The organism is Erwinia sp. E602 (genome assembly GCF_018141005.1).
In the GTDB taxonomy this organism is placed as follows: Bacteria; Pseudomonadota; Gammaproteobacteria; order Enterobacterales; family Enterobacteriaceae; genus Erwinia.
The window spans coordinates 1,331,868-1,357,963 of sequence record NZ_CP046582.1 but is presented as its reverse complement, the minus strand read 5'-3'; the positions used below and the strand labels follow the sequence as shown (position 1 = coordinate 1,357,963).

The 26,096-nt window shown below is 60.9% G+C and carries 21 protein-coding genes and 1 pseudogene; 11 read left to right on the top strand and 11 right to left on the bottom strand.

The window, feature by feature from the left end; translation table 11 throughout:
• The first annotated feature begins 89 nt into the window (after positions 1 to 89).
• The 6 genes and pseudogenes from cysZ (at position 90) to GKQ23_RS07545 (ending at position 6,559) form a co-directional block, all read left to right on the top strand.
• On the top strand, positions 90 to 860 hold the full coding sequence (gene cysZ / locus GKQ23_RS07570) for a sulfate transporter CysZ (RefSeq protein WP_212410187.1): 771 nt from the start codon (positions 90 to 92) through the stop codon (positions 858 to 860).
• 241 nt (positions 861 to 1,101) lie between these two features.
• Entirely contained in the window at positions 1,102 to 2,070 is a 969-nt protein-coding gene (gene cysK, locus GKQ23_RS07565) for a cysteine synthase A (RefSeq protein ID WP_212410186.1), read from the top strand.
• A 381-nt stretch (positions 2,071 to 2,451) separates the two neighbouring features.
• Positions 2,452 to 2,709 (top strand): phosphocarrier protein Hpr, encoded by a 258-nt coding sequence (gene ptsH / locus GKQ23_RS07560; RefSeq protein ID WP_034916267.1) that lies wholly within the window; start codon positions 2,452 to 2,454, stop codon positions 2,707 to 2,709.
• Between the two features lie 207 nt (positions 2,710 to 2,916).
• Positions 2,917 to 4,644: a phosphoenolpyruvate-protein phosphotransferase PtsI gene (gene ptsI / locus GKQ23_RS07555; RefSeq protein WP_212410185.1), complete on the top strand. Its 1,728-nt coding sequence runs from the start codon at positions 2,917 to 2,919 to the stop codon at positions 4,642 to 4,644.
• A 43-nt stretch (positions 4,645 to 4,687) separates the two neighbouring features.
• Positions 4,688 to 5,191, top strand: coding sequence for a PTS glucose transporter subunit IIA (gene crr / locus GKQ23_RS07550; RefSeq protein WP_212410184.1), 504 nt, complete (start codon positions 4,688 to 4,690; stop codon positions 5,189 to 5,191).
• Between the two features lie 111 nt (positions 5,192 to 5,302).
• A pseudogene (locus GKQ23_RS07545) lies at positions 5,303 to 6,559 on the top strand (IS3 family transposase).
• Here the strand turns inward: GKQ23_RS07545 and GKQ23_RS07540 are convergent.
• The 9 genes from GKQ23_RS07540 to GKQ23_RS07500 all read right to left on the bottom strand — a co-directional run bounded on the left by GKQ23_RS07540 (position 6,560) and on the right by GKQ23_RS07500 (position 16,994).
• The gene (locus GKQ23_RS07540) at positions 6,560 to 7,255 is read right to left on the bottom strand and encodes a GntR family transcriptional regulator (protein ID WP_212410183.1); all 696 of its coding nucleotides are present in this window, start codon (positions 7,253 to 7,255) and stop codon (positions 6,560 to 6,562) included.
• 45 nt (positions 7,256 to 7,300) lie between these two features.
• Positions 7,301 to 8,776, bottom strand: coding sequence for an ATP-binding protein (locus GKQ23_RS07535; RefSeq protein WP_212410182.1), 1,476 nt, complete (start codon positions 8,774 to 8,776; stop codon positions 7,301 to 7,303).
• On the bottom strand, positions 8,773 to 9,453 hold the full coding sequence (locus GKQ23_RS07530) for a response regulator transcription factor (RefSeq protein ID WP_056239123.1): 681 nt from the start codon (positions 9,451 to 9,453) through the stop codon (positions 8,773 to 8,775). The genes GKQ23_RS07535 and GKQ23_RS07530 overlap by 4 nt, the downstream gene beginning before the upstream one ends.
• Positions 9,454 to 9,623: 170 nt before the next feature.
• Positions 9,624 to 10,502, bottom strand: coding sequence for a cysteine synthase CysM (cysM, locus tag GKQ23_RS07525; protein WP_212410181.1), 879 nt, complete (start codon positions 10,500 to 10,502; stop codon positions 9,624 to 9,626).
• 72 nt (positions 10,503 to 10,574) lie between these two features.
• Complete coding sequence (gene cysA, locus GKQ23_RS07520) at positions 10,575 to 11,663, bottom strand: sulfate/thiosulfate ABC transporter ATP-binding protein CysA (RefSeq protein WP_212410180.1); 1,089 nt, start codon at positions 11,661 to 11,663, stop codon at positions 10,575 to 10,577.
• A complete protein-coding gene (gene cysW, locus GKQ23_RS07515) occupies positions 11,653 to 12,528 on the bottom strand; it encodes a sulfate/thiosulfate ABC transporter permease CysW (protein ID WP_212410179.1) in 876 nt (291 codons plus the stop codon). The genes cysA and cysW overlap by 11 nt, the downstream gene beginning before the upstream one ends.
• On the bottom strand, positions 12,528 to 13,361 hold the full coding sequence (gene cysT / locus GKQ23_RS07510; protein WP_212410178.1) for a sulfate/thiosulfate ABC transporter permease CysT: 834 nt from the start codon (positions 13,359 to 13,361) through the stop codon (positions 12,528 to 12,530). The genes cysW and cysT overlap by 1 nt, the downstream gene beginning before the upstream one ends.
• Before the next feature lie 3 nt (positions 13,362 to 13,364).
• Positions 13,365 to 14,378 (bottom strand): sulfate ABC transporter substrate-binding protein, encoded by a 1,014-nt coding sequence (locus GKQ23_RS07505; RefSeq protein WP_212410177.1) that lies wholly within the window; start codon positions 14,376 to 14,378, stop codon positions 13,365 to 13,367.
• Positions 14,379 to 14,669: 291 nt separating this feature from the next.
• Positions 14,670 to 16,994 carry a molybdopterin-dependent oxidoreductase gene (locus GKQ23_RS07500; RefSeq protein ID WP_212410176.1) on the bottom strand — a complete coding sequence of 775 codons (2,325 nt, stop codon included), beginning with the start codon at positions 16,992 to 16,994 and terminating at the stop codon, positions 14,670 to 14,672.
• 235 nt (positions 16,995 to 17,229) lie between these two features.
• Between GKQ23_RS07500 and GKQ23_RS07495 the strand changes: the two genes are divergently transcribed.
• The 5 genes from GKQ23_RS07495 (at position 17,230) to GKQ23_RS07475 (ending at position 22,731) form a co-directional block, all read left to right on the top strand.
• Positions 17,230 to 18,210, top strand: coding sequence for a sugar ABC transporter substrate-binding protein (locus GKQ23_RS07495; RefSeq protein ID WP_056239107.1), 981 nt, complete (start codon positions 17,230 to 17,232; stop codon positions 18,208 to 18,210).
• Positions 18,211 to 18,257: 47 nt separating this feature from the next.
• Entirely contained in the window at positions 18,258 to 19,757 is a 1,500-nt protein-coding gene (locus GKQ23_RS07490; RefSeq protein WP_056239722.1) for a sugar ABC transporter ATP-binding protein, read from the top strand.
• On the top strand, positions 19,754 to 20,743 hold the full coding sequence (locus tag GKQ23_RS07485) for an ABC transporter permease (RefSeq protein ID WP_212410175.1): 990 nt from the start codon (positions 19,754 to 19,756) through the stop codon (positions 20,741 to 20,743). The genes GKQ23_RS07490 and GKQ23_RS07485 overlap by 4 nt, the downstream gene beginning before the upstream one ends.
• An 83-nt stretch (positions 20,744 to 20,826) precedes the next feature.
• Positions 20,827 to 21,738, top strand: a complete 912-nt coding sequence (locus GKQ23_RS07480; RefSeq protein WP_101505281.1) for an ABC transporter permease — start codon at positions 20,827 to 20,829, stop codon at positions 21,736 to 21,738.
• A gap of 45 nt (positions 21,739 to 21,783) precedes the next feature.
• On the top strand, positions 21,784 to 22,731 hold the full coding sequence (locus GKQ23_RS07475) for a carbohydrate kinase family protein (RefSeq protein ID WP_212410174.1): 948 nt from the start codon (positions 21,784 to 21,786) through the stop codon (positions 22,729 to 22,731).
• A 647-nt stretch (positions 22,732 to 23,378) separates the two neighbouring features.
• Here the strand turns inward: GKQ23_RS07475 and GKQ23_RS07470 are convergent.
• Positions 23,379 to 24,407 carry a 2-hydroxyacid dehydrogenase gene (locus tag GKQ23_RS07470; RefSeq protein WP_212410173.1) on the bottom strand — a complete coding sequence of 343 codons (1,029 nt, stop codon included), beginning with the start codon at positions 24,405 to 24,407 and terminating at the stop codon, positions 23,379 to 23,381.
• Positions 24,407 to 25,897 carry an FGGY-family carbohydrate kinase gene (locus tag GKQ23_RS07465; RefSeq protein WP_212410172.1) on the bottom strand — a complete coding sequence of 497 codons (1,491 nt, stop codon included), beginning with the start codon at positions 25,895 to 25,897 and terminating at the stop codon, positions 24,407 to 24,409. Before GKQ23_RS07465 ends, GKQ23_RS07470 begins: the two co-directional genes overlap by 1 nt.
• Between the last annotated feature and the right edge of the window lie 199 nt (positions 25,898 to 26,096).

Sequence of the window (26,096 nt, the reverse complement as noted above, 5' to 3'; positions counted from 1 at the left end):
CTGTTTTTTCAGCCAGCGCCGTCCTGTAAAGCGGAAAAAGCTGAGTTATGATAGCGAATCATTGACCGTTCACAGGAGTAACGCCGTTCATGGCACGTCCAAATAGCGATCCGGATCATAGCGGAATCCATTATTTCACCGAAGGCTGGCGGCTGATTACCCTGCCCGGTATTCGCCGATTTGTCATCATGCCGCTGCTGGTTAACATCCTGCTGATGGGTGGCGCGTTTATCTGGCTGTTCCGTCGCCTGGGCCAGTGGATGCCTGAGCTGATGGCGCGGGTGCCGGACTGGTTGCAGTGGTTGAGCTATCTGCTGTGGCCACTGGTGGTGCTGTCTATCATTTTAGTCTTTAGTTACTTTTTCTCCACCGTAGCGAACTGGATTGCGGCACCTTTTTGCGGGCTGCTGGCGGAACAGCTGGAAGCACGGCTTACCGGCGAGGCGCTGCCGGACGGCGGCTGGGCCGGGATGGTGAAAGATATTCCCCGCATTATGAAACGCGAATGGCAGAAGCTGGCCTATTACCTGCCGCGGGCGCTGGTGTTACTGCTGCTCTATTTTGTCCCGGGATTTGGCCAGATCGTTGCCCCGGTGCTGTGGTTCCTGTTCAGCGCATGGATGCTGGCGATCCAGTATGGCGACTACCCGTTTGACAACCATAAGGTGAGTTTCCCGCAGATGCGGGCCGCGCTGCGCCAGCATAAAGCGGTGAACATGCAGTTTGGCGCGCTGGTCAGCCTGTTTACCCTGGTGCCGGTGCTGAACCTGGTGATTATGCCGGTTGCCGTCTGCGGCGCCACGGCGCTGTGGGTGGATCGCTATCGCCCGCAGCTGGCCAGCAGCGCTTCGGGCCGTTAACCTCCCCCTCTTCACGACGCTGACCGTTCTTCTACGGGCATCATCCCCTCCCTTCCCTTCCCGCTGCAGGGCGGAATGGACCGCGGTGATGCCCGCTTCCCCACCCTGCCCGCGCTTATGCCTTTTCTTCAGGGCTTATTTCAGCAGAACATATATATATACGATTTCTTCACTTCCTTGAGAAATTGAACAAGGTATGCTCTAGGTCGTTCCCAATATTTCATACAGTTAAGGACAGGCTATGAGTAAGATCTATGAAGACAATTCTTTAACAATCGGTCATACGCCGCTGGTTCGACTGAACCGCATCGGTAATGGACGCATTCTGGCTAAAGTGGAGTCGCGTAACCCTAGCTTCAGCGTCAAATGCCGTATCGGTGCCAATATGATCTGGGACGCGGAAAAACGCGGCATCCTGAAGCCGGGTATCGAACTGGTTGAACCGACCAGCGGTAACACCGGTATTGCCCTCGCCTACGTGGCCGCCGCACGCGGATACAAACTGACCCTGACCATGCCGGAGACCATGAGCGTAGAGCGCCGCAAGCTGCTGAAGGCGCTGGGTGCAAACCTGGTGTTGACCGAAGGCGCCAAAGGTATGAAAGGCGCTATCGCTAAAGCGGAAGAGATTGTCGCCGGCGATCCGAACAAATACGTGCTGCTGCAGCAGTTCAGCAACCCGGCCAACCCGGCGATCCATGAACAGACCACCGGCCCGGAAATCTGGGAAGATACCGAGGGCGAAGTGGACGTGTTTATCGCCGGCGTCGGTACCGGCGGTACCCTGACCGGCGTCAGCCGTTACATCAAAAATACCAAAGGCAAAACAGCGCTGATTTCTGTGGCGGTTGAGCCGACCGACTCTCCGGTGATCGCCCAGGCGCTGGCCGGCGACGAAATTAAACCTGGCCCGCACAAAATTCAGGGCATCGGTGCCGGTTTTATTCCGGGTAATCTCGACCTGAACCTGGTAGACCGCGTAGTCGCTATCTCTAACGAAGAGGCTATCGCTACCGCCCGTCGTCTGATGGAAGAGGAAGGCATCCTGGCCGGTATCTCTTCCGGTGCCGCCGTTGCTGCCGCGCTGAAGCTGCAGGAAGAAGAGGCTTTAGCTGACAAAAACATCGTGGTGATCCTGCCCTCTTCCGGTGAGCGTTATCTCTCTACCGCACTGTTTGCCGACCTGTTCACTGAGAAAGAGCTTCAGTAAGCCCGGAACCGCCAGTTGCACAAAAAAGCACCCAAATGGGTGCTTTTTTGTGGCATACGTCAAACTTTTGCCACGTTACAGATTGCTTTTACCCACGGGTGTCTGGTATTTAAGCTGGCAATTATTTCGATCCGTAAAATTAATCGTAGCGTGACATGGATCGGGCTGAATCGATTTACTGATTTGGCGCATTACGGCAAAGCGCGGCATAATGTAAAGTGGAAAAACGGTGGCGAATCCGTGATTTTCTCCCGTTTTGATTCCTGCTTACCCGCGTCTTTTTGCAACGTTATTGCCGGACGCTCACCCATACAGGCCAGAGCCTCGTTAACCCGGTGCTTTGGACTTACAACACCAAACCTAATTAGTTGGGGAAACACCATGTTCCAGCAAGAAGTGACCATTACCGCACCAAACGGCCTGCACACCCGCCCTGCTGCTCAGTTCGTTAAAGAAGCGAAAGCCTTTGCGTCTGAAATCACCGTGACCTCTAACGGCAAATCCGCCAGCGCGAAAAGCCTGTTCAAGCTGCAGACCCTGGGTCTGACTCAGGGCACCGTGGTGACCCTGTCTGCTGAAGGCGAAGACGAGCAGAAAGCCGTTGAGCACCTGGTTAAACTGATGGCAGAGCTCGAGTAATCAGACCGCTTTCAGCTCGTGAGCCGCAGCGTTGTGGCGCAGAGTGCAGTTTTCTTGATCGCGGACAGCCTGTCCGCGATGTTATTTGCGTACTCTGACGCGGATACCTAATAAAACGGCGCTCAGGCCAGCACGCTGACTGGATAAACAGATGCAGTCATCCTGCGCACAGCGCCGGTGATAATCTAAGACAGAATAGGTAAGGTTATGATTTCAGGCATTTTAGCATCACCGGGTATCGCTTTCGGCAAAGCGCTTTTGCTGAAAGAAGATGAGATTGTTATTAACCGGAAAAAGATTTCTGCTGACCAGGTTGAGCAGGAAGTTCAGCGTTTTCTTGACGGTCGTGGCAAGGCTGCCGTGCAGCTGGAAGCGATCCGCGTTAAAGCCGGGGAAACCTTAGGCGAAGAGAAAGCGGCCATCTTCGAAGGGCACATCATGCTGCTGGAAGATGAAGAACTTGAGCAGGAAATCATTGCCCTGATCAAAGACGATCACGCCTCTGCCGATGCGGCTGCCTTTTCTGTTATTGATGGCCAGGCGAAAGCGCTGGAAGAGCTGGACGACGAATACCTGAAAGAGCGCGCGGCGGACGTCCGTGATATCGGTAAACGTCTGTTGCAGAACATTCTCGGCCTGCACATCGTTGACCTCAGCGCGATTCAGGAAGAAGTCCTGCTGATTGCCCACGATCTGACCCCGTCAGAAACCGCACAGCTGAACCTGAACAAGGTGCTGGGCTTTATCACCGACATCGGTGGCCGTACGTCGCACACCTCGATCATGGCTCGTTCTCTGGAGCTGCCGGCTATCGTCGGTACCGGCAACGTGACCAGCGTGATCAACAACGGTGACTACGTAATTCTGGATGGCGTAAACAACGAAGTTTACGTTAACCCGACCAGCGAGAAAATCGACGAACTGAAAGCGGTTGCTAATCAGTATTTGTCTGAAAAGAACGAGCTGGCCAAGCTGAAAGACCTGCCGGCCATTACGCTTGACGGCCATCAGGTAGAAGTGTGCGCTAACATCGGCACCGTGCGCGACGTCGCCGGCGCAGAGCGTAATGGCGCAGAAGGCGTGGGCCTGTACCGTACCGAGTTCCTGTTTATGGACCGCGACGCCCTGCCAACCGAAGATGAGCAGTTCCAGGCATACAAAGCCGTGGCTGAAGCCGTGGGTGCGCAGGCGGTGATCGTGCGTACCATGGATATCGGCGGCGACAAAGACCTGCCGTACATGAACCTGCCGAAAGAGGACAACCCGTTCCTCGGCTGGCGCGCCATCCGTATCGCGATGGATCGTACCGAGATTCTGCATGCGCAGCTGCGCGCCATCCTGCGCGCCAGCGCCTTTGGCAAGCTGCGTATCATGTTCCCGATGGTGATTTCCGTTGAGGAAGTGCGTTTCCTGAAAGCCGAGCTGGAACAGCTTAAAGTGCAGCTGCGTGCGGAAGGCAAAGCCTTCGACGAGAGCATTGAAGTCGGCATCATGGTCGAAACACCTGCTTCAGCCGTGATCGCCCACCACCTGGCTAAAGAAGTTGATTTCTTTAGTATTGGGACAAACGACCTGACGCAGTATACTCTGGCAGTGGATCGGGGTAACGATCTGATTTCCCATCTCTACAACCCAATGTCACCATCCGTACTGACGCTGATTAAGCAGGTTATTGATGCTTCACATGCGGAAGGCAAATGGACAGGCATGTGTGGTGAGCTGGCAGGCGATGAACGTGCTACACTACTGTTATTGGGAATGGGGCTGGATGAGTTCAGCATGAGTGCCATTTCTATCCCAGGCATCAAGAAAATTATTCGTAACACGAATTTCGAAGATGCTAAGGCATTAGCAGAGCAGGCGCTGGCTCAACCGACCGCGGATGAGCTGATGCAGCTGGTTAACAAGTTCATTGAAGAAAAAACACTCTGCTGAGGCCCGGAGACGCTGGCCCAATATGACTGCTTAGGAGAAAAACATGGGTTTGTTTTCAAAACTTTTTGGCGATAAGTCGGATTCCGCATCTGGTGCCATTGAGATCGTAGCGCCGCTGTCTGGTGAAATCGTCAATATCGAAGACGTGCCGGACGTGGTGTTTGCGGAGAAGATTGTTGGCGACGGCATCGCTATCAAACCATCTGGCAATAAAATGGTTGCGCCGGTTGATGGCACCATCGGTAAAATTTTCGAAACCAATCATGCGTTTTCCATCGAGTCAGACAGCGGCATTGAGCTGTTTGTCCACTTTGGTATCGACACGGTTGAGCTGAAGGGTGAAGGCTTTAAGCGCATCGCTGAAGAAGGTCAGAAAGTGAAGAAAGGTGACGTGGTCATCGAATTCGATCTGGCGCTTCTGGAAGAGAAAGCGAAATCTACCCTGACGCCGGTCGTGATCTCCAACATGGATGAGATCAAAGAGCTGGTCAAACTGACGGGTAGCGTCATCGTAGGTGAAACGCCGGTTATCCGCATCAAAAAGTAATCTGATGCGTCACAGAAAGCCCTCTGGCCACCCGGTCAGAGGGCTTTTTTTATGGCTCTGACCCGTCCTGAATAGCGTTGACACGTTTCCGACTTAATTCCGGAGAACGTGATGAATACTGAGTTCAAACGCACCCAACGAGATTACACTCTGTCTTTTAAACTGGCCGTTGTTGAGCAGGTCGAGAAAGGCGAACTGACCTACAAACAAGCCCAGCAGCGCTATGGCATCCAGGGACGTTCAACCGTTCTGTCCTGGTTACGCAAACATGGACGCCTTAACTGGAGTCCAACTTTGCCCAATCTCTCAACCAGGAGTCTGCCTGTGAATCAGCCCCCGACCCCTCTCACACCACAACAAAGAATCAAGGAACTTGAAGAACAGCTTGAACTGGTCAGCCAGAAAGCTGAGTTTTTTGAAGCGGTTGTGAACGTTTTAAAAAATGATTACGGGGTAAGCATCGTAAAAAAGCGGCCCGGGAAGTCCTCGCGCAAACTCCGGCCAAAAAGCTGACGGTCAGCCGTGTCTGTCAGTTTTTTGGGCACAGCAGACAGTCCTGGTACCAGCAAAACAAACGGGATATCGCCCGCCGGAGGCAGTCGGCTGAGGTCATACGTTTCGTGGCGAAAGTCAGGCTACGCCAGCCGCGAATAGGCACACGGAAACTTCATTACCTGCTTCACAGCCAGGCACAGATAGCCCCGCCAGTGGGGCGTGACAGGCTGTTCACACTGCTGTCTGAACACCGAATGCTGGTTCCCTGCAAGCGTGCATACCACAAAACAACTAACAGCCATCATCGGTTCCGCAGGCATCCAAATCTGCTAAAAAAGGGTCCAGACCAGGTGATAATTAGCCGTCCTGAACAGGCCTGGGTTGCAGATATTACATATCTTCCAACCCGGGGTGACATGGTTTATCTGAGTCTGATAACCGACGCCTGCTCACGTAAAATCATGGGCTACCACGTCCATGAAAGCCTTAAAACTGAAGAGGTTATGGAGGCGCTTCGCTGTGCCTTACGACACCGGCGCGGTCAACTGAAACTGATACACCACTCAGACAGGGGGATCCAGTATTGCTCGGAAAAGTATCAGGCGATGCATCAAAAATATGGAATAACCTGTTCGATGACCGATGGTTACGACTGTTATCAGAATGCGCTGGCAGAAAGAGTCAACGGGATACTGAAAACGGAATTTCTCCTGCACCGTCCGGCCGATCTGCATGAGGCAAAAAAAATGGTGGCGGAGTCGGTAGCAATCTACAACGGGGAGCGTCCACATCTGGCGCTAAAATATAAAACGCCTGATGAGGTTCATCAGGCGTTGATCGCTGGCTGAAGGTGTCAACTTATACCAGGACTAGTCACTCAAATGAGAGTGCTTCACGCAGGTTGTCGGGGACAGCGTCGCTGTCGGTCACCCGCAGCAGATCCTCCAGCAACGCCAGGTGGCTATGCAGCAGCGCCTGAGCCTGCTCCTGCTCCCCTGCCCTGAGCGCGCTGATAATCGCGGCGTGCTCATCCGACTGACAGCAGGGTGAGGCGTTACGCTGATAGAGCGAGACGATCAGCGCGCTGCGCACCATCAGGCTGGTCAGCATCTCATCCAGCACCCGGTTATCTGCTATACGGGCCAGCAGCAGATGGAACGCACTCAGCAGCCTGACCACCTCACGGCGATCGCCGCTGGCAATCGCCTGTTGTTCAGCCTGCATATGCCTGTCGATCGCCGCCTGGTGACGCTGCATTTTCTCAACGGTAATCTCCGCCACCAGTGCGCGCTCGAGAGCGCGACGCGCGCTGAACACTTCCCGCGCCTCACGCGCGCCGGGCTTTGCCACCCGCGCGCCGCGGTTGGGGGAAATCGTCACCACGTGCTGTAAGGCCAGCCGTTGCAGCGCAGCCTGAACGTGATTGCGGTTAGCCGCCAGCGCGTCAACAATCTGCGCCTCGACCAACCGCGTTCCGGGCGCAATGCGCTGTTCGGCAATCGCCCGTGAAAGCGCATCGATAACGCGCTGTACTTCCTGCTGCCTGGCACTGATGACCCGAGTGCTCATCGCGCTCCCCCTCCAGGTAAAAAATAAAAACGGGCGATCCGGCCCTCAAATAACCCAGTGTGGCAAACGTATGGTGAGCTCCAGCCCACCATCACGGGCGTTAACGGCCTTCACTTCACCCTGATGTGCCAGCACTACTTTACGCACGATCGACAAACCGAGGCCATAGCCTTTGCCTGAAAGTGGCGAATTCACGCGGACAAAGGGATCAAAAATACTGGAAAGCTTTTCGGCGTCGACGCCCGGCCCGCGGTCGCGCACGGTAATGTTCAGCCAGTGATGATCGCGCCGCAGGTCGATGGTGACCTGCTGCCCCTGCAGCGAGAAACGCAGCGCGTTGCGTACCACATTCTCTACCGCCGAGCGGATCAGATTGGCATCCCCCTTCACCGTATAATCCTGCTGCTGGTCGGCGTGCAGCAGCACCTCCACGCCCGGGATCTGCGCCTCGTAGCGGGCGTCGTTGGCTACCGCCTCCAGCAGCCCCAGCAGGTCAAAATACTGCTCATCAGGCAGCTTCTGGTGTTCGGCGCGCGACAGCGACAGCAGTTCGCCGATCATTTTATCCAGCCGCCGCGCCTCTTCATCAATACGATCCAGCGAGGCCTCCACCGAGGCCGGGGTCTGACGCGCCAGGCCGGTGGCCAGCTGCAGACGGGCCAGCGGCGAGCGCAGCTCGTGAGAGACGTCGTGCAGCAGTTCTTCGCGGGCGCTGACCAGCACCGACAGGCGTTCCACCATTGCGTCGAAGTCGGCGGCCACCACCGACAGCTCATCGTGGCGACGGCGCATGGCCGGAAAAAGCCGCACCGAAAGATCGCCTTTCGAAATACGCGCAAAGCCTTCGCTCAGCTGACGCATCGGCCGGGTCAGGTTCCACGCCAGCAGCAGGCTGAACAGCAGCCCGCAGCCGCCGCCGGCGATAAACAGCGGCAGCGGCATATTGAGAATGTCGCCGTGCCGCCGCTCCTGACGCTCATCCTCACGCAGGCTTGCAACGTCATAGCTCAGCTGCCACTGCAGGCCCTGCGCATCAGTGACCCGCTCCGTCAGCCGGGCAGGAAACTCGCCCGGCGGCGGACCGCTGGGCTCTGCGGCGTCCTCCGCCGCTGTCGATCGCGGATCGCGGCGTGGCGAACCTTCGCCGGTGGTTAAGGGTGGCGGAGAAGCGGCCCCGGCGGCAGGCGATCGGTGAATGGCAGACGCCGACGCCCCTGCGCTGGCGGACGGATCGGGCGACGTGCTGCCCAGCGGCTGCACCGAGAAGAAGCGGCGCTCGTCCTGGGTCCAGTCGGCGATCGTCGCCTGCAGCGCGTTCAGGCCCCCGTACTGCAGCACTGTGGCCGCAGAGGTCATCTGCAGTTCGGCGATGCGCCGGGCGGCCTGCATCTCCGGCGGCTCGTGGTGCTTGTTGCCGTAAAAGTTAAAGGTCAGCCACATAATCTGGCTGATGCCGATAAAGGTTAACCAGAAGCCGAGCAGAATTTTCCAGAACAGAATGCCGCGGAAGCGAGACTTCATCGGATACGGTAGCCGATACTGCGCACCGTTTCGATATTGACCGTCTCCCGGGTCAGGGCCGACAGCTTCTGACGGATATTGCTGATATGCACGTCGACGCTGCGATCGTAGGCTTCGCGCGGCCGTCCCAGCCCTTTTTCCGACAGTTCATCCTTCGACACCACCCGATCCGGCGAACGCAGCAGCAGGTCCAGCAGGTTAAATTCGGAGGCGGTCAGGTCGAACGGGACATTTTTCCACTCGCTGGTGCGGGTAGCCGGATTCAGGGTCAGATCGCCCCAGCCGATGACGTCTTTGTTCTCCACCACCGCCGGCTGCTCTTCCACCCGGCGCAGCACCGCGCGCAGCCGGGCGACCAGTTCGCGCGGATAGCACGGCTTCGGCACGTAGTCATCCGCGCCCATCTCCAGGCCAATCACCCGGTCAATGTTGTCACCTTTAGCGGTCAGCATTATCACCGGCAGGCGGCTGTTCTGACGCACCTGGCGCAGCACGTCGATGCCGCTCATATCCGGCAGCATGATGTCGAGGATCATGGCGTTAAAGTCGCCGGACAGCGCGCCGGCCACCCCGGCTTTGCCGGTCAGCACCAGCTGGGCGTCAAAACCTTCGGCAATCAGGTACTGGCTGAGCATGGTGCCCAGTTCAAGGTCGTCATCGACCAGTAAAATTTTCATACGGGATCTCTCAGTGGTATCGCCGCTATTTTCACCTGGCAAGGGTGAAGGCGCAGCCGCTTTTACCCAATCCTTACAGTTAGCTCAGGATCGGGGGCCGGTGTTATCCCCGTTTGAGCCGCACCGGCACAAAAAATTCCACGCTCTGCGAGAAAAAAACCGATTCCGGCTCAGTAGACGCCGGTTGAGAGATAGCGATCGCCGCGATCGCAGATAATCGCCACGACTACGCTGCCCGGCTGTTCAGCCGCGATACGCAGCGCGCCGGCCACCGCACCGCCGGAGCTGACGCCGCAGAATACCCCTTCCCGCCGCGCCAGCTGGCGCATGGTCTGTTCCGCCTCCTGCTGCGACATATCCAGCACGCGGTCAACCAGCTCCGGCCGGTAGATCCCCGGCAGATAGGCGGCCGGCCAGCGGCGGATGCCGGGAATGCTGCTGCCTTCGGCAGGCTGCAGGCCCACCACCTGCACCCCGGGGCTCTGCTCTTTCAGAAAACGACCAACGCCGCTGATGGTGCCGGTGGTGCCCATGCTGGAGACAAAATGGCTGATGCGCCCGGCGGTCTGCTGCCAGATTTCCGGCCCGGTGGTCCGATAGTGGCCTAGCGGGTTGTCCGGGTTATTAAACTGATCCAGCACCTTACCCTCGCCGCGCGCCGCCATTTCCAGCGCCAGGTCGCGGGCCCCTTCCATCCCCTGCTCGCGGCTGACCAGGATTAGCTCCGCGCCGTAGGCGCGCATCGCCGCCTGCCGCTCAACGCTCATGTTGTCAGGCATCAGCAGCCTCAGCGCGTAACCTTTCATTGCGGCGATCATCGCCAGCGCTATGCCGGTATTGCCGCTGGTGGCCTCAATCAGCACGTCGCCCGGACGGATCTCATCGCGGGCTTCGGCCTGTTGGATCATCGACAGCGCCGCGCGATCTTTGACCGATCCCGCCGGGTTGTTGCCTTCCAGCTTCAGCCAGATCTCACTGCCGTTGTCAGGCCCAAGCCGCTGCAGGCGGATCAGCGGCGTATTGCCGATTGTTTGTTCAAGTGTGGTCACAGTCGCACCCCGTACGCCGAAAACAACAGGGGCTGGAATTATCCAGCCCCTGTTTATAAGCCCATCAAAATATCAGGCGCTTTGCGCGAAGGCAACCGCGCGCAGCGCGGTATCCCCCTGATAGAGCCGCGCCTGCGCCAGGCCAACAAACAGGCGCTCGCCGCGCAGCGGCGAGGTCTGCTCGCCCTCCAGCACCACGGTGACCGGTTCGCTGCTCCAGCCGTCCGGCTGCACCACCAGCTGCCAGTAGTGGCCGCGCGGGCTGATCTCCAGCACCTTCACCGGCAGCGGTGACTCCAGGCTGCTCTGGCGGCTGACGCTGATTTCCCACGGACGCAGAAACAGCTCCACCGCCCCCTGGTGCGCCGGCGTGTAGCCCAGCGGCCAGTGGTGCGCCCCTACGTGGAAATGGGAACCGTGCACCTCGCCGTCGAAACGGTTTACTTCGCCGAGGAACTCCAGCACAAAACGGGTCGCCGGGTCGCGCCACACCTCTTCCGGCGTGCCGACCTGTTCAATGTTGCCCTGGCTCATCACCACCACCCGATCGGCCACTTCCATCGCCTCTTCCTGATCGTGGGTGACGAACACGCTGGTAAACTTCAGCTCTTCGTGCAGCTGACGCAGCCAGCGGCGCAGCTCTTTACGCACCTGGGCATCCAGCGCACCGAACGGCTCATCCAGCAGCAGGATCTGCGGCTCCACCGCCAGCGCACGGGCCAGCGCCACACGCTGTTTCTGGCCGCCGGAGAGCTGTGACGGATAGCGGTTAGCCAGGTGGGCCAGCTGCACCATCTCCAGCAGGCGGGTTACCTTCTGCTTAATCTCAGCGGCCGACGGGCGTTCGCGGCGCGGCAGCACGGTCAGGCCAAAGGCGATGTTGTCGAACACCGTCATATGACGGAACAGCGCATAGTGCTGGAACACAAACCCTACCTGACGGTCGCGGGCGTGCACCCGGCTGACGTCCTTACCGTGGAAGCTCAGGCGACCGCTGTTCTGGTTCTCCAGCCCGGCGATAATGCGCAGCAGCGTGGTTTTGCCGGAGCCGGACGGCCCGAGCAGCGCCACCATCTGGCCGGAAGGGATATCCAGCGAAATATCGTTCAGGACTTTCGTCTTGCCGAAGAATTTGTTGATGCTACCAATCTCAATGCTCATGATTCCCCTCCTGTTGCAAACGCTTCTGCTGGCTCTCTAACCGCCACTGCACCGCGCTCTTTAAAAACAGCGTCACTATCGCCATCAGGGTCAACAGCGCCGCGGCGGTAAACGCGCCGACGGTGTTGTAATCCTGATGCAGTAATTCAACCTGTAACGGCAGCGTGTAGGTTTCACCGCGCACCGACCCGGATACCACCGACACCGCGCCGAACTCGCCGATGGCGCGGGCGTTGGTCAGCACCACGCCGTAGAGCAGCGCCCAGCGGATATTCGGCAGGGTCACGCGCCAGAACATCTTCCAGCCGGAGGCACCCAGCAGCACCGCCGCCTCATCTTCGTGGCTGCCCTGGCTGAGCATCACCGGCACCAGCTCACGCACCACGAACGGACAGGTGACGAAAATGGTCACCAGCGCCATCCCCTGCCAGGAGAACATCAGCTGGATACTGTGCGCATCCAGCCAGCCGCCCACCGGGCCGTTGACGCCCCAGAACAGCAGGTACATCAGCCCCGCCACCACCGGCGACACGGCAAACGGAATATCAAACAGCGTTAACAGCAGCTGGCGTCCCGGGAAGGTGAAACGCGTTACCAGCCAGGCCAGCAGCGTACCGAATACCAGGTTAACCGGCACGGCCACCAGCGCAATCAGCACGGTCAGCCAGATCGAGTGCAGCATGTCGCTGTCCTGCAGGTTGCTGAACGTCGCCAGCAGCCCTTCAGAAAAGGCGGCGGCGAAGATCGCCACCAGCGGCACCACCAGCAGGAAAATCGAGATCAGCATGCCCAGGCCAATCAGGATCCATTTGCCCCACGGCAGCGGGGCGCGTCCGGCCTGTTTCAAATCGGTTACCTCTGCCATCAGTGACCTCCGATACGGCGGCCAAAGCGGCTCTGCAGGGTGTTAATCGCGAAGAGCAGCAGCAGCGACGCGGCAAGGATCACCGAGGCGATGGCGCTGGCCGCCGGGTAGTCAAACTCCTGCAGACGTACGAAGATCATCAGCGAGGTGACTTCGGTTTTCCAGGCGATATTGCCGGCGATAAAAATCACCGCGCCGAACTCGCCCAGGCTGCGGGTAAAGGATAACGCGGTTCCGGCCAGCAGCGCGGGTGCCACTTCCGGCAGCACCACGCGGCGGAAGCTCTGCCACGGGCTGGCGCCGAGGGTTTCAGCCGCCTCTTCATACTCCGGCCCCAGCTCTTCCAGCACCGGCTGAACGGTACGCACCACAAAGGGAATGCTGGTAAAGGCCATCGCCACCGCGATGCCCAGCCAGGTGTAGGAGACCTTAATACCAAACTGCGCCAGCCACTCACCGTACCAGCCGTTCACGGCGAAAATGCCCGACAGCGTCAGGCCGGCTACCGCGGTCGGCAGCGCAAACGGCAGGTCCATCAGGCCATCCAGCAGCGCGCGGCCGGGGAAACGGTAGCGGGTGAGGATCCACGCCATCAGCATGCCAAACAGCGCGTTGAAGATTGAGGCCACGCCCGCCGCCAGCAGCGTCACTTCATAGGCGGCCACCACCTGCGGGTTGGTGATGACCTCCCAGTACTGCGCCAGCGTCATCTGCGACAGCTGCATCAGCAGCGCGCTGATCGGCAGCAGCAGGATCAGGCAGGTGAAAAACAGGCTGCTGCCGAGGCTCAGTCCAAAGCCTGGCAGCACGCGCTTACTCGTGTTTGCAAACATCAGTTAACGCCCCGCCGCCAGCAGCTTGTCCAGCTCGCCACCGCTGACGAAGTGGGTTTTCATCACCTGTTCCCAGCTGCCGAACGCGTCTTCAACCCGGAACAGGTCGGTCTGCGGGAAACGGGCTTTCTGTTCGGCCATCAGCTGCGGGTTGTTCACCCGGTAGTAGTAACGGGTAATGATCTGCTGTGCCGCCGGGCTGTAGAGATAGTTAAGGTAGGCTTTTGCCGCCTCGGTGGTGCCGTTGGCCTCCGTATTTTTATCGACCCACGCCACCGGGAACTCCGCGAGGATATTGGTTTTCGGCACGATCACTTCGTAACCGTCTTTCTCATACTGGTTACGGATGTTATTCACTTCCGACTCAAAGCTGATCAGCACGTCGCCCAGCCCGCGCTCCACGAAGGTGGTGGTGGCACCACGGCCGCCGGTATCAAACACCTGCACGTTTTTCAGGAAGCGGGTCATAAACTGTTGGGTTTTTGCCGCATCTTTGCCGTCGGCCTTATCTGCCGCGCCCCAGGCCGCCAGGTAGGTATAACGGGCGTTACCGGAGGTTTTCGGATTCGGGAAGATCAGCTTCACGTCATCACGCACCAGGTCGTTCCAGTCGTGAATGTTTTTCGGATTGCCCTTGCGCACCAGGAACGCCATGGTCGAGTAGAACGGCGAGCTGGCGTTCGGCAGGCGCTGCTGCCAGTCGGCCGGGATCAGCTGGCCTTTGTCGTGCAGGATCTGCACGTCGGTCACCTGGTTATAGGTGACCACGTCGGCTTTCAGCCCCTGCAAAATCGCCAGCGCCTGCTTTGAGGAGCCGGCGTGCGACTGACGTATGGTCAGGGTGTCACCGGGGTGCTGCTCCGCCCACTGTTTTTCAAACGGCGTGTTCAGCGCGGCAAACAGCTCGCGTGACACATCGTAAGAGCTGTTGAGCAGCTCGGTGGCGGCGGCAGAACCGGATAAGAAAAGTGCCAGTACGGCGGCGCTGAGCCGTGTTTTAAGCGTCGGTATCGTCATGGTACACCCTGATAAGCTGAACTGGCTCGCGCCCGGAGACGTTCAGTTTATTTATAACCCCACTAAAAGCAGTAACGGTTTTATATACCGTTTCGTGATTTGCAATGAGAAAACGCTATAAGGGTGTGGAAATGATTATGCGAAGAAGCGCTAAGCCACGGGCTGACTGCCGGCAGCCACGCCCGCCGGGGCAGGCAGAGGGCTGCAGGGGGGAGCAGAAGCCAGCCGCTTCCTGCAATGCAGGCAGCGGGGACATTCAGGCATTCAGCCCGGCGCGGGATGCAAGGAGGTTCAGCCCACATCTTGCGGAAAGGCCGTAAACGCCGGCTGGTCGAACACGGTGATCGGCGGCAGCGGCTCCCGCCAGGCTTCAATCTCCACCCGGCAGCTCTGCGCGCTACAGCCCTGCCCCAGCCTTGAACTGCCGCGATCTTCGGTCAGCACGTTGGGGTTACCGTGCTTGTCGAGCGATCCGGGCTGGCTCGGGTCCAGCGGATCGTACCAGGCCCCGGTGGAGATCTGCACCACGCCGCGCAGGATCTGATCGCTGACCTGCGCCCCGGCGAGGATTGCGCCGCGCTGATTAAATACCCGCACCACGCTGCCGTGCGTAATACCACGGGCGGCGGCATCGTCCGGGTGCATCCACAGCGGCTCGCGCCCCTGAATCTTGGTGGCGCGGCTGACGCTGCCGTGGTCGAACTGGCTGTGCAGGCGGGTGCGCGGCTGGCTGGAGAGCAGATGCAGCGGCCACTGCTGCGCCTGCTGCTGCTGATACTGCGCCTCTTCGTCATCCCACCAGGCGTGGCCCGGACACTCGCGGTAGCCGAAGGCGGCCACGGTGTCCGAGAACAGCTCGATTTTTCCGGACGGCGTGGAGAGCGGATAGCGCTGCGGATCGGCGCGGAATTCCGCAAGAAATACCTGCGGCTTCGCCGGCGGCGCGTACTCCAGCACCCCCTGCTGCCAGAAATCGTCAAACGGCGGCAGCGTAATCCCCTCCTCCTGCGCGCGCGGCCGCGAATCATCGTACAGCTTGCGCAGCCACGCCGCCGGGCTGCGCCCCTCGCTGAACCGTTCGCCGAAACCGAGCCGCTCCGCCAGCCCGCAGAAGATCGCGTAGTCGTCACGCGCTTCCGCCACCGGTGCAATCAGCTGGCGCATGGCGATCATAAAGCCGTCGTGGCCGCCGCTGCCGATGTCCTCACGCTCCAGCGAAGTGGTCACCGGCAGAATAATGTCCGCGTGGCGCGCCTGCGCCGTCCAGTACTGCTCGTTAACCACCACCGTTTCCGGCTGCCGCCAGGCCTCGACCAGCCGGTTCAGATCCTGATGGTGATGGAAGGCGTTGCCCCCCGCCCAGTAGACCAGGCGGATATCCGGATAGCGCAGCGTCTGGCCGTCAAACGCATACTCGCCGCCGGGGTTGAGCAGCATATCGGAGAGCCGCGCCACCGGGATCACGCTGTTGACCTGATTTTTACCGGCGGGCAGCCGCGGGCCGGAGAACACCGCGCGCGCCGCCCCGGCGAGGTTGGTGCAGGCGTAGCCAAAGGCCAGCCCGCCGCCCGGCGTGCCGATCTGGCCGAGCAGCGCGGTCAGCGCCACCGTCGCCCAGTAGGCCTGCTCCCCCTGCCGGGCGCGCTGGATCGACCAGGAGATGTTGACCATGGTGCGGCTGGCGGCCATGGTGCGCGCCAGTGCGGCAATGTCACCGGCGTCCAGCCCGGTAATCGCCGCCGCCCACTGCGGCGTTTTCACCACGCCATCGCTCTCGCCCAGCAGATAGGCGCGGAACGGCGCAAAGCCGACGGTGTGGCTGGCGATAAAGCCGTGGTCGACAAGGTCTTCACTGACCAGCACCTGGCACAGCGCCAGCAGCAGGGCGGTGTCGGTGCCCGGCTTAATCGCCAGCCACCTGGCGTCCGGCACCGCGCTGAGGTCGTTTTTCACCGGGCTGATGTTGATAAAGCGCACGCCCTTCCGCTGCAGGCGATCCAGCCAGTGTTTCAGCATATGGTCGTTGGCCGCGCCGCCGTTCACCTGCGCGTTGCGCAGCGGCAGGCCGCCGATGGCGACGAACAGCTGGCACTCGCGCTCCAGTTCCGACCAGTGGGTATGCTGGCGGTGCAGCGGGCTGAGCGGGCCGAGAATGTGCGGCAGCACGCGCTCGCCCGCCGCGCTGCTGTAGGTGTTGGTGCTGGCGGTATAGCCGCCAAAGCCTTTCAGAAAGCGGTGCAGCTGGCTCTGCGCGTGGTGAAAACGGCCGGCGCTGGCCCAGCCGTAGGAGCCGCCGAAGATCGCCTCGTTGCCACAACGCGCCTTGACCGATCGCATCTCCCGCGCCACCAGGTCCAGCGCCACCTCCCAGCTCACCTCAACAAAGGGTTCTTTGCCACGCCCTTCGCGCGATGCCGGGCCGTGCTGCAGATAGCCGAGGCGCACCGACGGGCGCTTGACGCGGGCCTCACTGGTGACGCCGTCCGCCAGCGACTGCCCGATGCGCGACGGATTTTTATCCCACTCAACCGGTGAGACGCTGGTAATGGTTCCGTTATCGGTGGCGACGCGGTAGGTGCCCCAGTGCATCACGGCAAGGTGGTGTTCGTCTTTCATCTCTGGCTCACAAAAAAGGGAAAATACGGCAATTCGCCATCATAGCGCAGGCGTAAAATGGCTTATATGAATTAATTTCACTTTCGACATGAAGAAAGTCGAATATCCTCGACGACTGTTTTCCTTTATAACATTTTCAGCTATAAGATAGACGCTTTTGTTATTTCGGGTTGCCGGGCTGAATTGTCATGCTAGCCGTCCACCAGTTTACTACTTACACAGGGTTATAATAACAATGAAACACAACGTAAAACTGTTGCCGGTTGCCGTGGCATTATTATCGCTTGCCTCCGCCGCCACTTACGCCGCTGACGCCCCGTCCCTGCAGGGTAAAACCATCGGTATTGCGGTGGTCGGCACCCAGCATTTCTGGGATCGTGAAGCCTATAAAGGCGCCACGGAAGAGGTGGAGAAGCTTGGCGGCAAGGTGGTCGGCGTTGACGGCGGCAGAGATAACCAGGTTCACGCCAATAACCACGATATTCTGCTGTCGCGTAAAGTCGATGCGGTGATCAGTATTCTCGGCGACAGCGCCGTTGAACCGAAATTTAAAGCGCTGCGCGCGGCGAATATTCCGGTCTTTACCGTTGACCACGTCTCCGAATATTCCGTGAATAACACCACGTCAGATAACTATACGCTGGGTTCGACCATCGGCCGTTATATGGCGGACGAACTGGGCGGTAAAGGCAACGTGGCGGTATTTAACGCCTTCTCCAATGCCCTGCGGATCTGCGGCATTCGTTACGATCAGTGGAAGTATGTGCTGAAGGACTACCCTGGCATCCATATTATCCAGCCTGAACTGGCCGAGCAGTTTGCCAACTCGCCGGAAGACGCGCGTAAGAAAACCCTGGAGCTGTTAAGCCAGTATCCGAAAGGCAAGCTGGACGCGATCCACGTGGCCTGCTGGGACCAGCCGGCAATCGGTATCGTACAGGCGCTGGAAGAGACCGGCCGTGACAAAGACGTCAAGGTGACCGCCATCGACGCCGGCCCGGAAACGCTTGAGATCATGGCCGAGCCGGGCAGCCCGCTGGTGGCCAACGTCGCCCAGCAGCCGCACCTGATCGGCCAGACCTCGGCTGACAACGTGGCCCGCTACTTCGCCGGCCAGAAGCTGCCAACCCAGACCTTTATTCCGGTGCTGCCGGTGAAGGGCGAAGCGGAAGCGAAGGCCGTCTACAAACAGCTGGGTTACGGTGAGCTGAAGTAGTGAGCGCTGATAACCTGCAAACCACGGCAGCGGCTACCGGTCTGGTGATGGACCAGATCGGTAAGCGTTTTGCCGGCGTGGCCGCCTTAACGGCGGTCACGCTGCGTATCGCTCCCGGTGAAATTCATGGCCTGATCGGCGAGAACGGCGCCGGGAAATCCACCCTGATTAAGATCCTCGCCGGCGTTTACCAGGCCGACAGCGGCAGCGCCACGCTGGACGGCGTCAGCCTGCCGCTGGGCGACCCGGCCGCCATCGAGGCGCGCGGTATCCGGGTGATCCATCAGGAGCTGAACCTGATCCCGCACTTTACCGTGGCGGAGTCGGTGTTCCTCGGCCAGGAGCTGCGCCGACCGTGGGGCGCGCTGAACCGGCGGGCAATGATCGCCGCCACCGAAGCCTTTTTCCGCGATAACTGGCAGCTGCCGATTAACGCCAACCGCCTGATCCGCGATCTCAGCCTGGCCGAACGCAAGCTGGTGCAGATCGCCCGCGCGCTGATCGACGGTGCGGCAAGGCTGGTGGTGTTTGATGAACCGACCGCCCCGCTGGAAGCCCACGAAGCCAGCCTGGTGACCGGGGCGATCCTGCGCCTGCAGCAGCAGGGCATCGCCATTCTCTATATCTCCCACTATCTCAATGAGATCGCCTCGCTGTGCCACAACGCCACCGTGCTGCGCAACGGCGAGGTGGTCGGCTACCCGGACCGTGAGCTGCTGCAGAACACCGATGCGGTGATCAACATGATGGTCGGCCGCGATATCGCCCAGCTTTACACCCCACGCCAGCCCCGCGCTGCCGCCGTGCAGTCGCCGGTGCTGGAGGTGCGTAACCTTTCTGACGGCCAGCAGCTGGATAACATCAGCTTCGCTATTCAGCCCGGCGAAATTGTCGGCGTGGCCGGGTTGCTTGGTGCCGGACGCGATCTGCTGGTTGATACGCTCTACGGCCTGAAGCGTGCACGTCAGGGCGAGATCGTGCTCAACGGCCGCGTGCGGCGTATCCGCTCGCCGCAGCAGGCGATCAAGGCCGGCATGGCGTTAGTGCCGCGCGACCGCCGCCATCAGGGGCTGATCCTGCCCTTCAGCGCCACCGACAACATCAACCTGGCGACGCTGCCGCAGACCGCCACCTTCGGCTGGGAACACCGGGGCCGCGCCCGACAGAACGCCGAACAGTGGTTTGAACGGCTGAGCATCCGCCCGAATAAACCGGCGCTGCCGGTACGCCATATGAGCGGCGGCAACCAGCAGAAGGTGATCCTCGCCCGCTGGCTGGGCACCGACGCGCGGCTGTTTATCCTTGATGAACCGACGCTGGGGGTGGACATTGGCGCGCGCAGCGACATCTATCTGCGCACCCGCCAGCTGGCCGACCAGGGGCGTTCGGTGCTGGTCTCCTCCAGCGACGCCAGCGAGCTGCTCGGCCTGTGCGACCGCATTCTGGTGATGTGGCGCGGCGCGCTGGTGGCGAATATTCCCACGCAGGGGCTCACTCTCGATGCCCTGCTGATAGCGATTAACGGCGGGCAGGAACAGGCACTATGAGTAATCTGATTCACAGCCGGGGCGCGCCGCGCCTGACGGTTCTGCTGGAAAAATTTCCGCTGCTGCTGTTTGTCGCGCTGCTGGTCTGGCTGAGCGTGCAGTCGCCGTACTTCCTCAGCTGGCAGAATATCAGCCTGATGCTGGTGCAGAGCGTGCCGCTGGCGATCTTAAGCTTTGGTCTGGTGTGCGTGGTGGCGGTGGGCGGCGATGATGTGGTCTCCGGCGGCATCGACCTGTCGCTACCCGCCATCGCGGTGTTTGGCGTGGCGCTGCTCAGCCTCGGCATGGTGGAGTGGCACACGCCGTATCTGCTGCTGCTGCTGGCGGTGGTGGCGCTGTCGCTGGCCTGCGGCGCGGTGAACGCGCTGCTGGTGCTGGTGGCCGGGCTGCCGCCGCTGCTGGCCACCCTCTCCACCTCGGTGGCCTTCACTGGCCTGACCGACCTGCTGACCGGCCAGCGCCGCATCAGCGTCAGCGATCCGCTGATGAACGCCTTCCGCGACAGTACGCTGCTGGGCATTCCTTACCCGCTGCTGTGGCTGGCGGCGGTGTTTGTTCTGTTTCAGTTTATCGTCCACCATTCGCGCTTCGGCCAGCATATTCAGGCGGTGGGCGGCAATGCCGATATGGCACGGATGTCCGGCCTGAAGGTACGCGGCCTGACGCTGCGGGTGTGGCTGCTGGCCGGCGTGGCCGCCGGGCTGGCGGTGCTGCCGCTGCTGGCGCAGGGCTCCGGCAGCTCCAGCGGCACCGCCACGCCGCTGCTGCTGGAGACGGTGCTGGCGACCTTTATCGGCGCGGCATTCTCCCGCCGCCGGGTGGTGACCATCTGGGGCGCGCTGCTCGGCGCGGTGCTGGTCAACGCGCTGTCTAACGGGCTTGGGCTGCTCGGCGTTAATATTTTCTGGATGGGGGCGATTAAAGGCGTGCTGATCCTGGTGGTGCTGGCCGCGCCAGCCTTGCTCAATCGGGGGAGCGCACAGTGAGTCAGATCCTGCAAAATAGTGCGGCGGCAGGCAACCGCAACAACCTGCTGGCGTTAGCGTCACGCGGCGGCTTTGGTCTGCTGATGCTGCTGGCGGTGGTGCTGTTCAGCTGGGCCAATCCGGTGTTTTTGACGCTGGATAACTGGGGCAACCTGCTGCAGGGCAGCGCGGTGCTGCTGATCGTGGCGATGGCGATGACGCTGGTGGTCAGCGCTGGCGCGATTGACCTGTCGGTGGGCGTGGCGCTGGACTTTGGTGCCGCCTTTGCGCTGGTGGCGCTGAAAACCTGGGGGCTGCCGTGGCAGGCGGCGGTGCTCTGTGCCCTGTTTGGCGGTGCGCTGATCGGTGGCTTTAACGCCCTGCTGATCCTGGTCTTCCGCATCAGGCCGTTCCTCGCCACCCTCGGCACCTGGTTTATTGCCAGCAGCGTCGAACGTATCTATACCGACGGCGGCGGCGCGATCTCTTACCGCCGGATGGCGACGGAGTACCATGACCTGGCGGTAGGCAATCTGTGGGGCATCCCGATGCCGATCGTGATTGCGCTGCTGCTGTGGCTGGCGGTGTGGCTGCTGACCGAGCGCACCCTGTTCGGCAAGCGGGTGCGTGCCATCGGCCAGAACAGCGAGGCGGCACGGATTGCCGGTATTCGCAACGCGCGTACCCTGCTGCTGGTGCTGGTGGCCGCCTCGGCGCTGTGTGCGGTGGGCGGGGTGATCCTCTCCGCCAACCTGCGCCAGTTTACACCGCTGGCCGGGCAGGCTTATCTGATGGACGCCATCGCCGCGGTGTTTATCGGCACCGCATTTAACCGCTTTGGCCGCGCCAGCATTGCCGGCACGCTGGGCGGGGTGCTGTTTCTGGCGGTGGTCGACAACGGCCTGAACCTGATGGGGCTAAACTATCTGGTGAAGGATGCGCTGACCGGGGTGATCCTGGTGGTGGCGCTGGCCGTCTCCTTCTGGCAGGCGCGCGTTCGCCAGCAGCACGTCTGATTTCACGCCCGCCCCGTGCGGCGGGTATTTTTCCGGAGCGTAACCATGTCCAAATTTGATGCCGTGTTTGTCGGGCTGACCATTCTTGATATTGCCGGGCGGCCGGTGCAGGCCATTCCGCAGGGCGGCAACGTGGCGTTTATCGAGCAGATCCGCCTGAATCCGGCGGGCACCGCGGCCGGGGCGAATATCAACGCCGCCAAGCTCGGCATCCGCACCGCGGCGGTGGCCTGTCTGGGGGACGATGAGAAAGGTGACCTGATTCAGAGCAGCTATCGCCGGCTGGGCATCGATCTGTCGCTTCTGCAGTTCAGCCCGCAGCGGGAAACCTCGGCGACCATTCTGCCGATCCGCCCCAACGGCGAGCGCCCGGCGCTGCATTATCGCGGCGCGTCTGACGATCTGTTCGTCAGCGAGGCGCAGTTTGACGCGGTGCTCGACTGCCGCTATCTTCACCACGGCGGCAGCGGTCTGCTGGCGGCAATGGACGGCGGCCAGAGTGCGCTGTTGCTGGCAGCGGCAAAGGCACGCGGCATCGTGACCAGTTTCGATCTGATCGCCCCCGGCCCGGATACGCTGGCGCTGCTGAGGCCGCTGCTGCCGTACGTGGACTGGTTTATGCCGTCGCTGGAGGAGGCCGCCGCGATTTCCGGGTTGAGCGATCCGGAGGCGATTGCGGCGTTCTTCGTTGATTTGGGTGCGGCTAACTGCATCTTTAAGGACGGCGAGCGGGGTTCGTGGTTGTTCCAGTCGGGGCAGCCGGGGCAGCGTATTCCTGCCTGGCAGGTGGTGGTGCAGGATACTACCGGTTGCGGCGACGGTTACTGCGGCGGGTTTATCGCGGCGCTGGCGCGTGGGCTTGAGCCGGCGGCGGCCTGTCGGGTGGCTTCTGCGGTGGCAGCGCTGGTGGCAACCGGGTTAGGCTCTGATGCCGGGGTGGTTGACTGGGATCATACCGAGGCGTTTATGGCCGAGACGCCGTTGCTTGGCTGACAGATTAAGGGCATGGCTTCTTGAATTGGTGCCGGGTTCGGCCGTTGGGGGCATTTGCGTCGCTGATTTAAGGGCATGGCTTTGGGTTCTGATGCCGGGTTCGGCCGTTGGCGACAGAACGCCGGGACGCCGTGAATCCGTCCGTGGAGGCTCGGACGGCGCATCCCTGCGCCGTACGCCCGGCTAACCTGTTCGCCAACGTCCTCCCTTACTGGCTTTTGCGTCGCTGATTTAAGGGCATGGCTTCATATTCCGCGCCGGGTTCGGCCGTTGGTGGCAGAACGCCGGGTCGCCGTGAATCCGTCCGTGGAGGCTCGGACGGCGCATCCCTGCGCCGTACGCCCGGCTAACCTGTCCACCAACGTCCTCCCTTTTCAGTCATTGAGTTGCTGCCTTAAAAACCTAAAAGACCCGTAATAATGTTTTGATGTTTGATGTTTGATGTTTGAGCGCAGATAAAGAAAATTTCAGGACAGCAACACCAATGATTACAGGCAATCGGGGTTATCCGGGTTAGCGGACCTTCGGGCGCAGGGATGCGCCCGGCAGAGCCCAGGGACGTTATTGGCGTGTCCGCGATCCGGATAACCCCGATTAAGCCAGGCACCCAACCTGAAGCGACCCGCACCGCGCCAGCGCTAACCGTATCACTTCCACTGATACAGCAGCGGCTCCCCCGCCACGAAGCGCTGCAGATCGGCGGCGATCATCGCGGTGTGCTTCTCAATGCTCTCGCGGGTGGCACCGGCAATATGGGGCGTAATAATCACGTTTTCCAGCTCGCTTACGAACGGATGATCGCGCCACAGCGGCTCCTGATGATAAACGTCCAGCGCCGCACCGCCCAACGGCCCCTTGCGCAGTGCGTCGATCAGATCGGCTTCCACCACCACCGCCGCCCGCGAGGTATTAATCAGCAGCGCCCCCGGCTTCATGCTCCCCAACAGCGCGGCGTTCACCAGACCGTCGCTGTGCGCGCCGCTGCTCAGATGCAGGCTGACAATATCCGCCTCACGGAACAGCGCGTCCAGCGAGGTCTTCTGCAGCCCCGGCTCGTTAATCTCCTCCGCCGCCACAAACGGATCCACCACCAGAATCGCCATGCCAAACGCACGGGCGATACGCGCCACCCGGCGGCCGATATTGCCGTAGCCGATCAGACCAAGCGTTTTATTGCGCAGCTCGCTGCCCTTAAACACTTCATACGGGCTTTCCGGCGTCACGTCCCACACCACGTCGCGCTTCAGCCCGCTGGCCGTCTGCTGCTCCTGCTGTGCCTGACGGGTAAAATCACCGCGCTTCAGCGCCGCATGCGCCTGTGGAATATGACGCACCAGCGCCAGCATCAGACCAAAGGTCAGCTCGGCGGCGGCATCGGCGTTGCGGCCGGGGGTGAACAACACCTTAATACCGCGCGCTTTGGCGGCGGCGGTGTCGATATTCACCGGATTGGCGCGGGTACAGGCAATCACCTTCAGCTGCGGGCAGGCGGCAATCACCTCGGCGGTGACGTTATCGTAACTGGTGACGATGACGTCAGCGTCGTGCGCCAGCGCGATCAGCTGTTGCGGCGCAAACTTCGGCTTGCCGATGGCCCAGCCGTCCACCACCAGCTCTCCCAGCTGGCGAAACGCCTGTAAATCACCGGCGTACTCGGCGGTAAACACGATCTTCATTATTTTGATTCCTTTAAACGTTGCAGGGCCTGGTGGCGTGCCTGCCACACCGGCTGCAGCTGGTCGCGCAGCAGCCGGTAGACCGGGAACAGCTCCCGGTAACAGGCGTGCGCATCGGGGTCGGGTTGATAGCGCGTCTGTGCCACCGGCGGCACCTGATGCTGTGCGCCAACGCTACGCGCGGCCAGCAGCGCCGCGCCGCGCGCGCTCAGTTCGTTGAATTCGCTGGCGATCACCGTTCTGCCGGTGCAGTCGGCGATAATCTGCAGCCAGGTGGCCGAGGCCGCGCCGCCGCCGGTCAGGTAGAGTTCACCGCCGGACGGGTACTCCTGCAGCGAGTCGACGATCGCGTAGGCCAGCCCTTCAAACACCGCGCGCTGCAGTTCGGCGCGGGTGGTGTGCTGGCCGATGCCAAAGTAGCCGGCGCGGGCGGTCGGGCTGTAGAACGGGGCGCGTTCGCCATTGAGGTAGGGCTGCCAGAACACGCCGTTACTGCCGGGCGCTACGCCTGCTATCTCAACCTCCAGCTGCTGCAGGTCCGGCGTCAGCGCGATATGCTGGCGCAGCCAGTCGATATTCGGCGTACCGGCCTGCATCGGGAACAGATTAATAAAGCTGCCCGCCTCGGTGCTGCCGACAAAACGCGTGCCGTCGCTGACCGTCTCGCGGCTGGTGCAGACGATGCCGGTGCAGCAGGTGGTGCCCAGAATGGTGTAGATGTCGCCGTTGTGTACCGCGCCGCAGCCCAGCGCCGCGCTGCTGACGTCCAGCGCCCCGGCGGCCACCGGAATGTCCGCCGGCAGGCCGCAGCGTTGCGCCATTTCAGCGCTCAGCGCACCCGCCGGGGCGTCCGCCGCCAGCAGCGGTGGAAACTTATCGCGCAGGTGGCTGAGGCCCAGCTCGTCGAGCATCAGCGCAGAGAGCGTACCGGCCTGCTGATCGAGCAGCGAGGCGCTGGCATCAGTCAGCTCCAGCGCCGCCACCCCGGTCAGCCGGAAGCGCACCCAGTCTTTGGCGCAGAAGATATAGCGCGCCGCCGCCAGCCGCTCCGGCTGATAACGCGCCAGCCAGTGCAGCTGCAGGCTGCTGTTGCACGGCTGCAGGTGGGTGCCTGTTTCGGCAAACAGCCGCCGGTCAAGGCCCGGCCGCTGCAGCAGTTCGTGGATCAATCCGGCGCTGCGCGTATCGCTCCACAGCATGCCCGGCCCAACCGGATTGCCGTCGGCGTCGCTCAGCCAGACGCCCTCGCCCTGGCCGGCCAGCCCGATCGCCGCGATATGCCCCTGCGCCAGCAGCGGTGAACGCGCTACCTCGCTAAGGGTGCGCAGCACCGAATCCAGCATCAGCTGCATATCCTGCTCGGCATGGCCGCTGGCCGACAGGTCAGGGGCGGTATTTTCCGCCGCGCTGGCCACGGCGTTGAAGTCAGCGTCAAACAGCACCGATTTGACCCGCGAGGTGCCAATATCAATGCCGAGATAAAAATCCATAGATCAGCACCTGTTCACGCTGCCCGGCTCCCGCTTACGGCCTACAGGCGGCAAGGTGGCGGGCAGAAATAGACGTCTAAATGGCTAATCTGTGATGCTAACACCGGCAACAAAGGCGAGCAAACCCGAACGTCCGTTGACAGACAGCGGCTTATAGCGCGAATTCAGCTTTATTCACGCGTCTGTATTACAGGCCAGA

Excerpts from the sequence above, each read along its gene's own strand:
- cysA (WP_212410180.1), bottom strand. The coding sequence starts at position 11,663 with ATGAGCATTGAGATTGGTAGCATCAACAAATTCTTCGGCAAGACGAAA.
- cysK (WP_212410186.1), top strand. The coding sequence starts at position 1,102 with ATGAGTAAGATCTATGAAGACAATTCTTTAACAATCGGTCATACGCCG.
- GKQ23_RS07490 (WP_056239722.1), top strand. The coding sequence starts at position 18,258 with ATGGACCAGATCGGTAAGCGTTTTGCCGGCGTGGCCGCCTTAACGGCG.
- GKQ23_RS07470 (WP_212410173.1), bottom strand. The coding sequence starts at position 24,407 with ATGAAGATCGTGTTTACCGCCGAGTACGCCGGTGATTTACAGGCGTTT.
- ptsI (WP_212410185.1), top strand. The coding sequence starts at position 2,917 with ATGATTTCAGGCATTTTAGCATCACCGGGTATCGCTTTCGGCAAAGCG.
- GKQ23_RS07485 (WP_212410175.1), top strand. The coding sequence starts at position 19,754 with ATGAGTAATCTGATTCACAGCCGGGGCGCGCCGCGCCTGACGGTTCTG.
- cysZ (WP_212410187.1), top strand. The coding sequence starts at position 90 with ATGGCACGTCCAAATAGCGATCCGGATCATAGCGGAATCCATTATTTC.
- GKQ23_RS07475 (WP_212410174.1), top strand. The coding sequence starts at position 21,784 with ATGTCCAAATTTGATGCCGTGTTTGTCGGGCTGACCATTCTTGATATT.
- cysW (WP_212410179.1), bottom strand. The coding sequence starts at position 12,528 with ATGGCAGAGGTAACCGATTTGAAACAGGCCGGACGCGCCCCGCTGCCG.
- crr (WP_212410184.1), top strand. The coding sequence starts at position 4,688 with ATGGGTTTGTTTTCAAAACTTTTTGGCGATAAGTCGGATTCCGCATCT.
- GKQ23_RS07505 (WP_212410177.1), bottom strand. The coding sequence starts at position 14,378 with ATGACGATACCGACGCTTAAAACACGGCTCAGCGCCGCCGTACTGGCA.
- GKQ23_RS07465 (WP_212410172.1), bottom strand. The coding sequence starts at position 25,897 with ATGGATTTTTATCTCGGCATTGATATTGGCACCTCGCGGGTCAAATCG.
- ptsH (WP_034916267.1), top strand. The coding sequence starts at position 2,452 with ATGTTCCAGCAAGAAGTGACCATTACCGCACCAAACGGCCTGCACACC.
- GKQ23_RS07540 (WP_212410183.1), bottom strand. The coding sequence starts at position 7,255 with ATGAGCACTCGGGTCATCAGTGCCAGGCAGCAGGAAGTACAGCGCGTT.
- GKQ23_RS07500 (WP_212410176.1), bottom strand. The coding sequence starts at position 16,994 with ATGAAAGACGAACACCACCTTGCCGTGATGCACTGGGGCACCTACCGC.
- cysT (WP_212410178.1), bottom strand. The coding sequence starts at position 13,361 with ATGTTTGCAAACACGAGTAAGCGCGTGCTGCCAGGCTTTGGACTGAGC.
- GKQ23_RS07480 (WP_101505281.1), top strand. The coding sequence starts at position 20,827 with ATGCTGCTGGCGGTGGTGCTGTTCAGCTGGGCCAATCCGGTGTTTTTG.
- GKQ23_RS07535 (WP_212410182.1), bottom strand. The coding sequence starts at position 8,776 with ATGAAGTCTCGCTTCCGCGGCATTCTGTTCTGGAAAATTCTGCTCGGC.
- GKQ23_RS07495 (WP_056239107.1), top strand. The coding sequence starts at position 17,230 with ATGAAACACAACGTAAAACTGTTGCCGGTTGCCGTGGCATTATTATCG.
- GKQ23_RS07530 (WP_056239123.1), bottom strand. The coding sequence starts at position 9,453 with ATGAAAATTTTACTGGTCGATGACGACCTTGAACTGGGCACCATGCTC.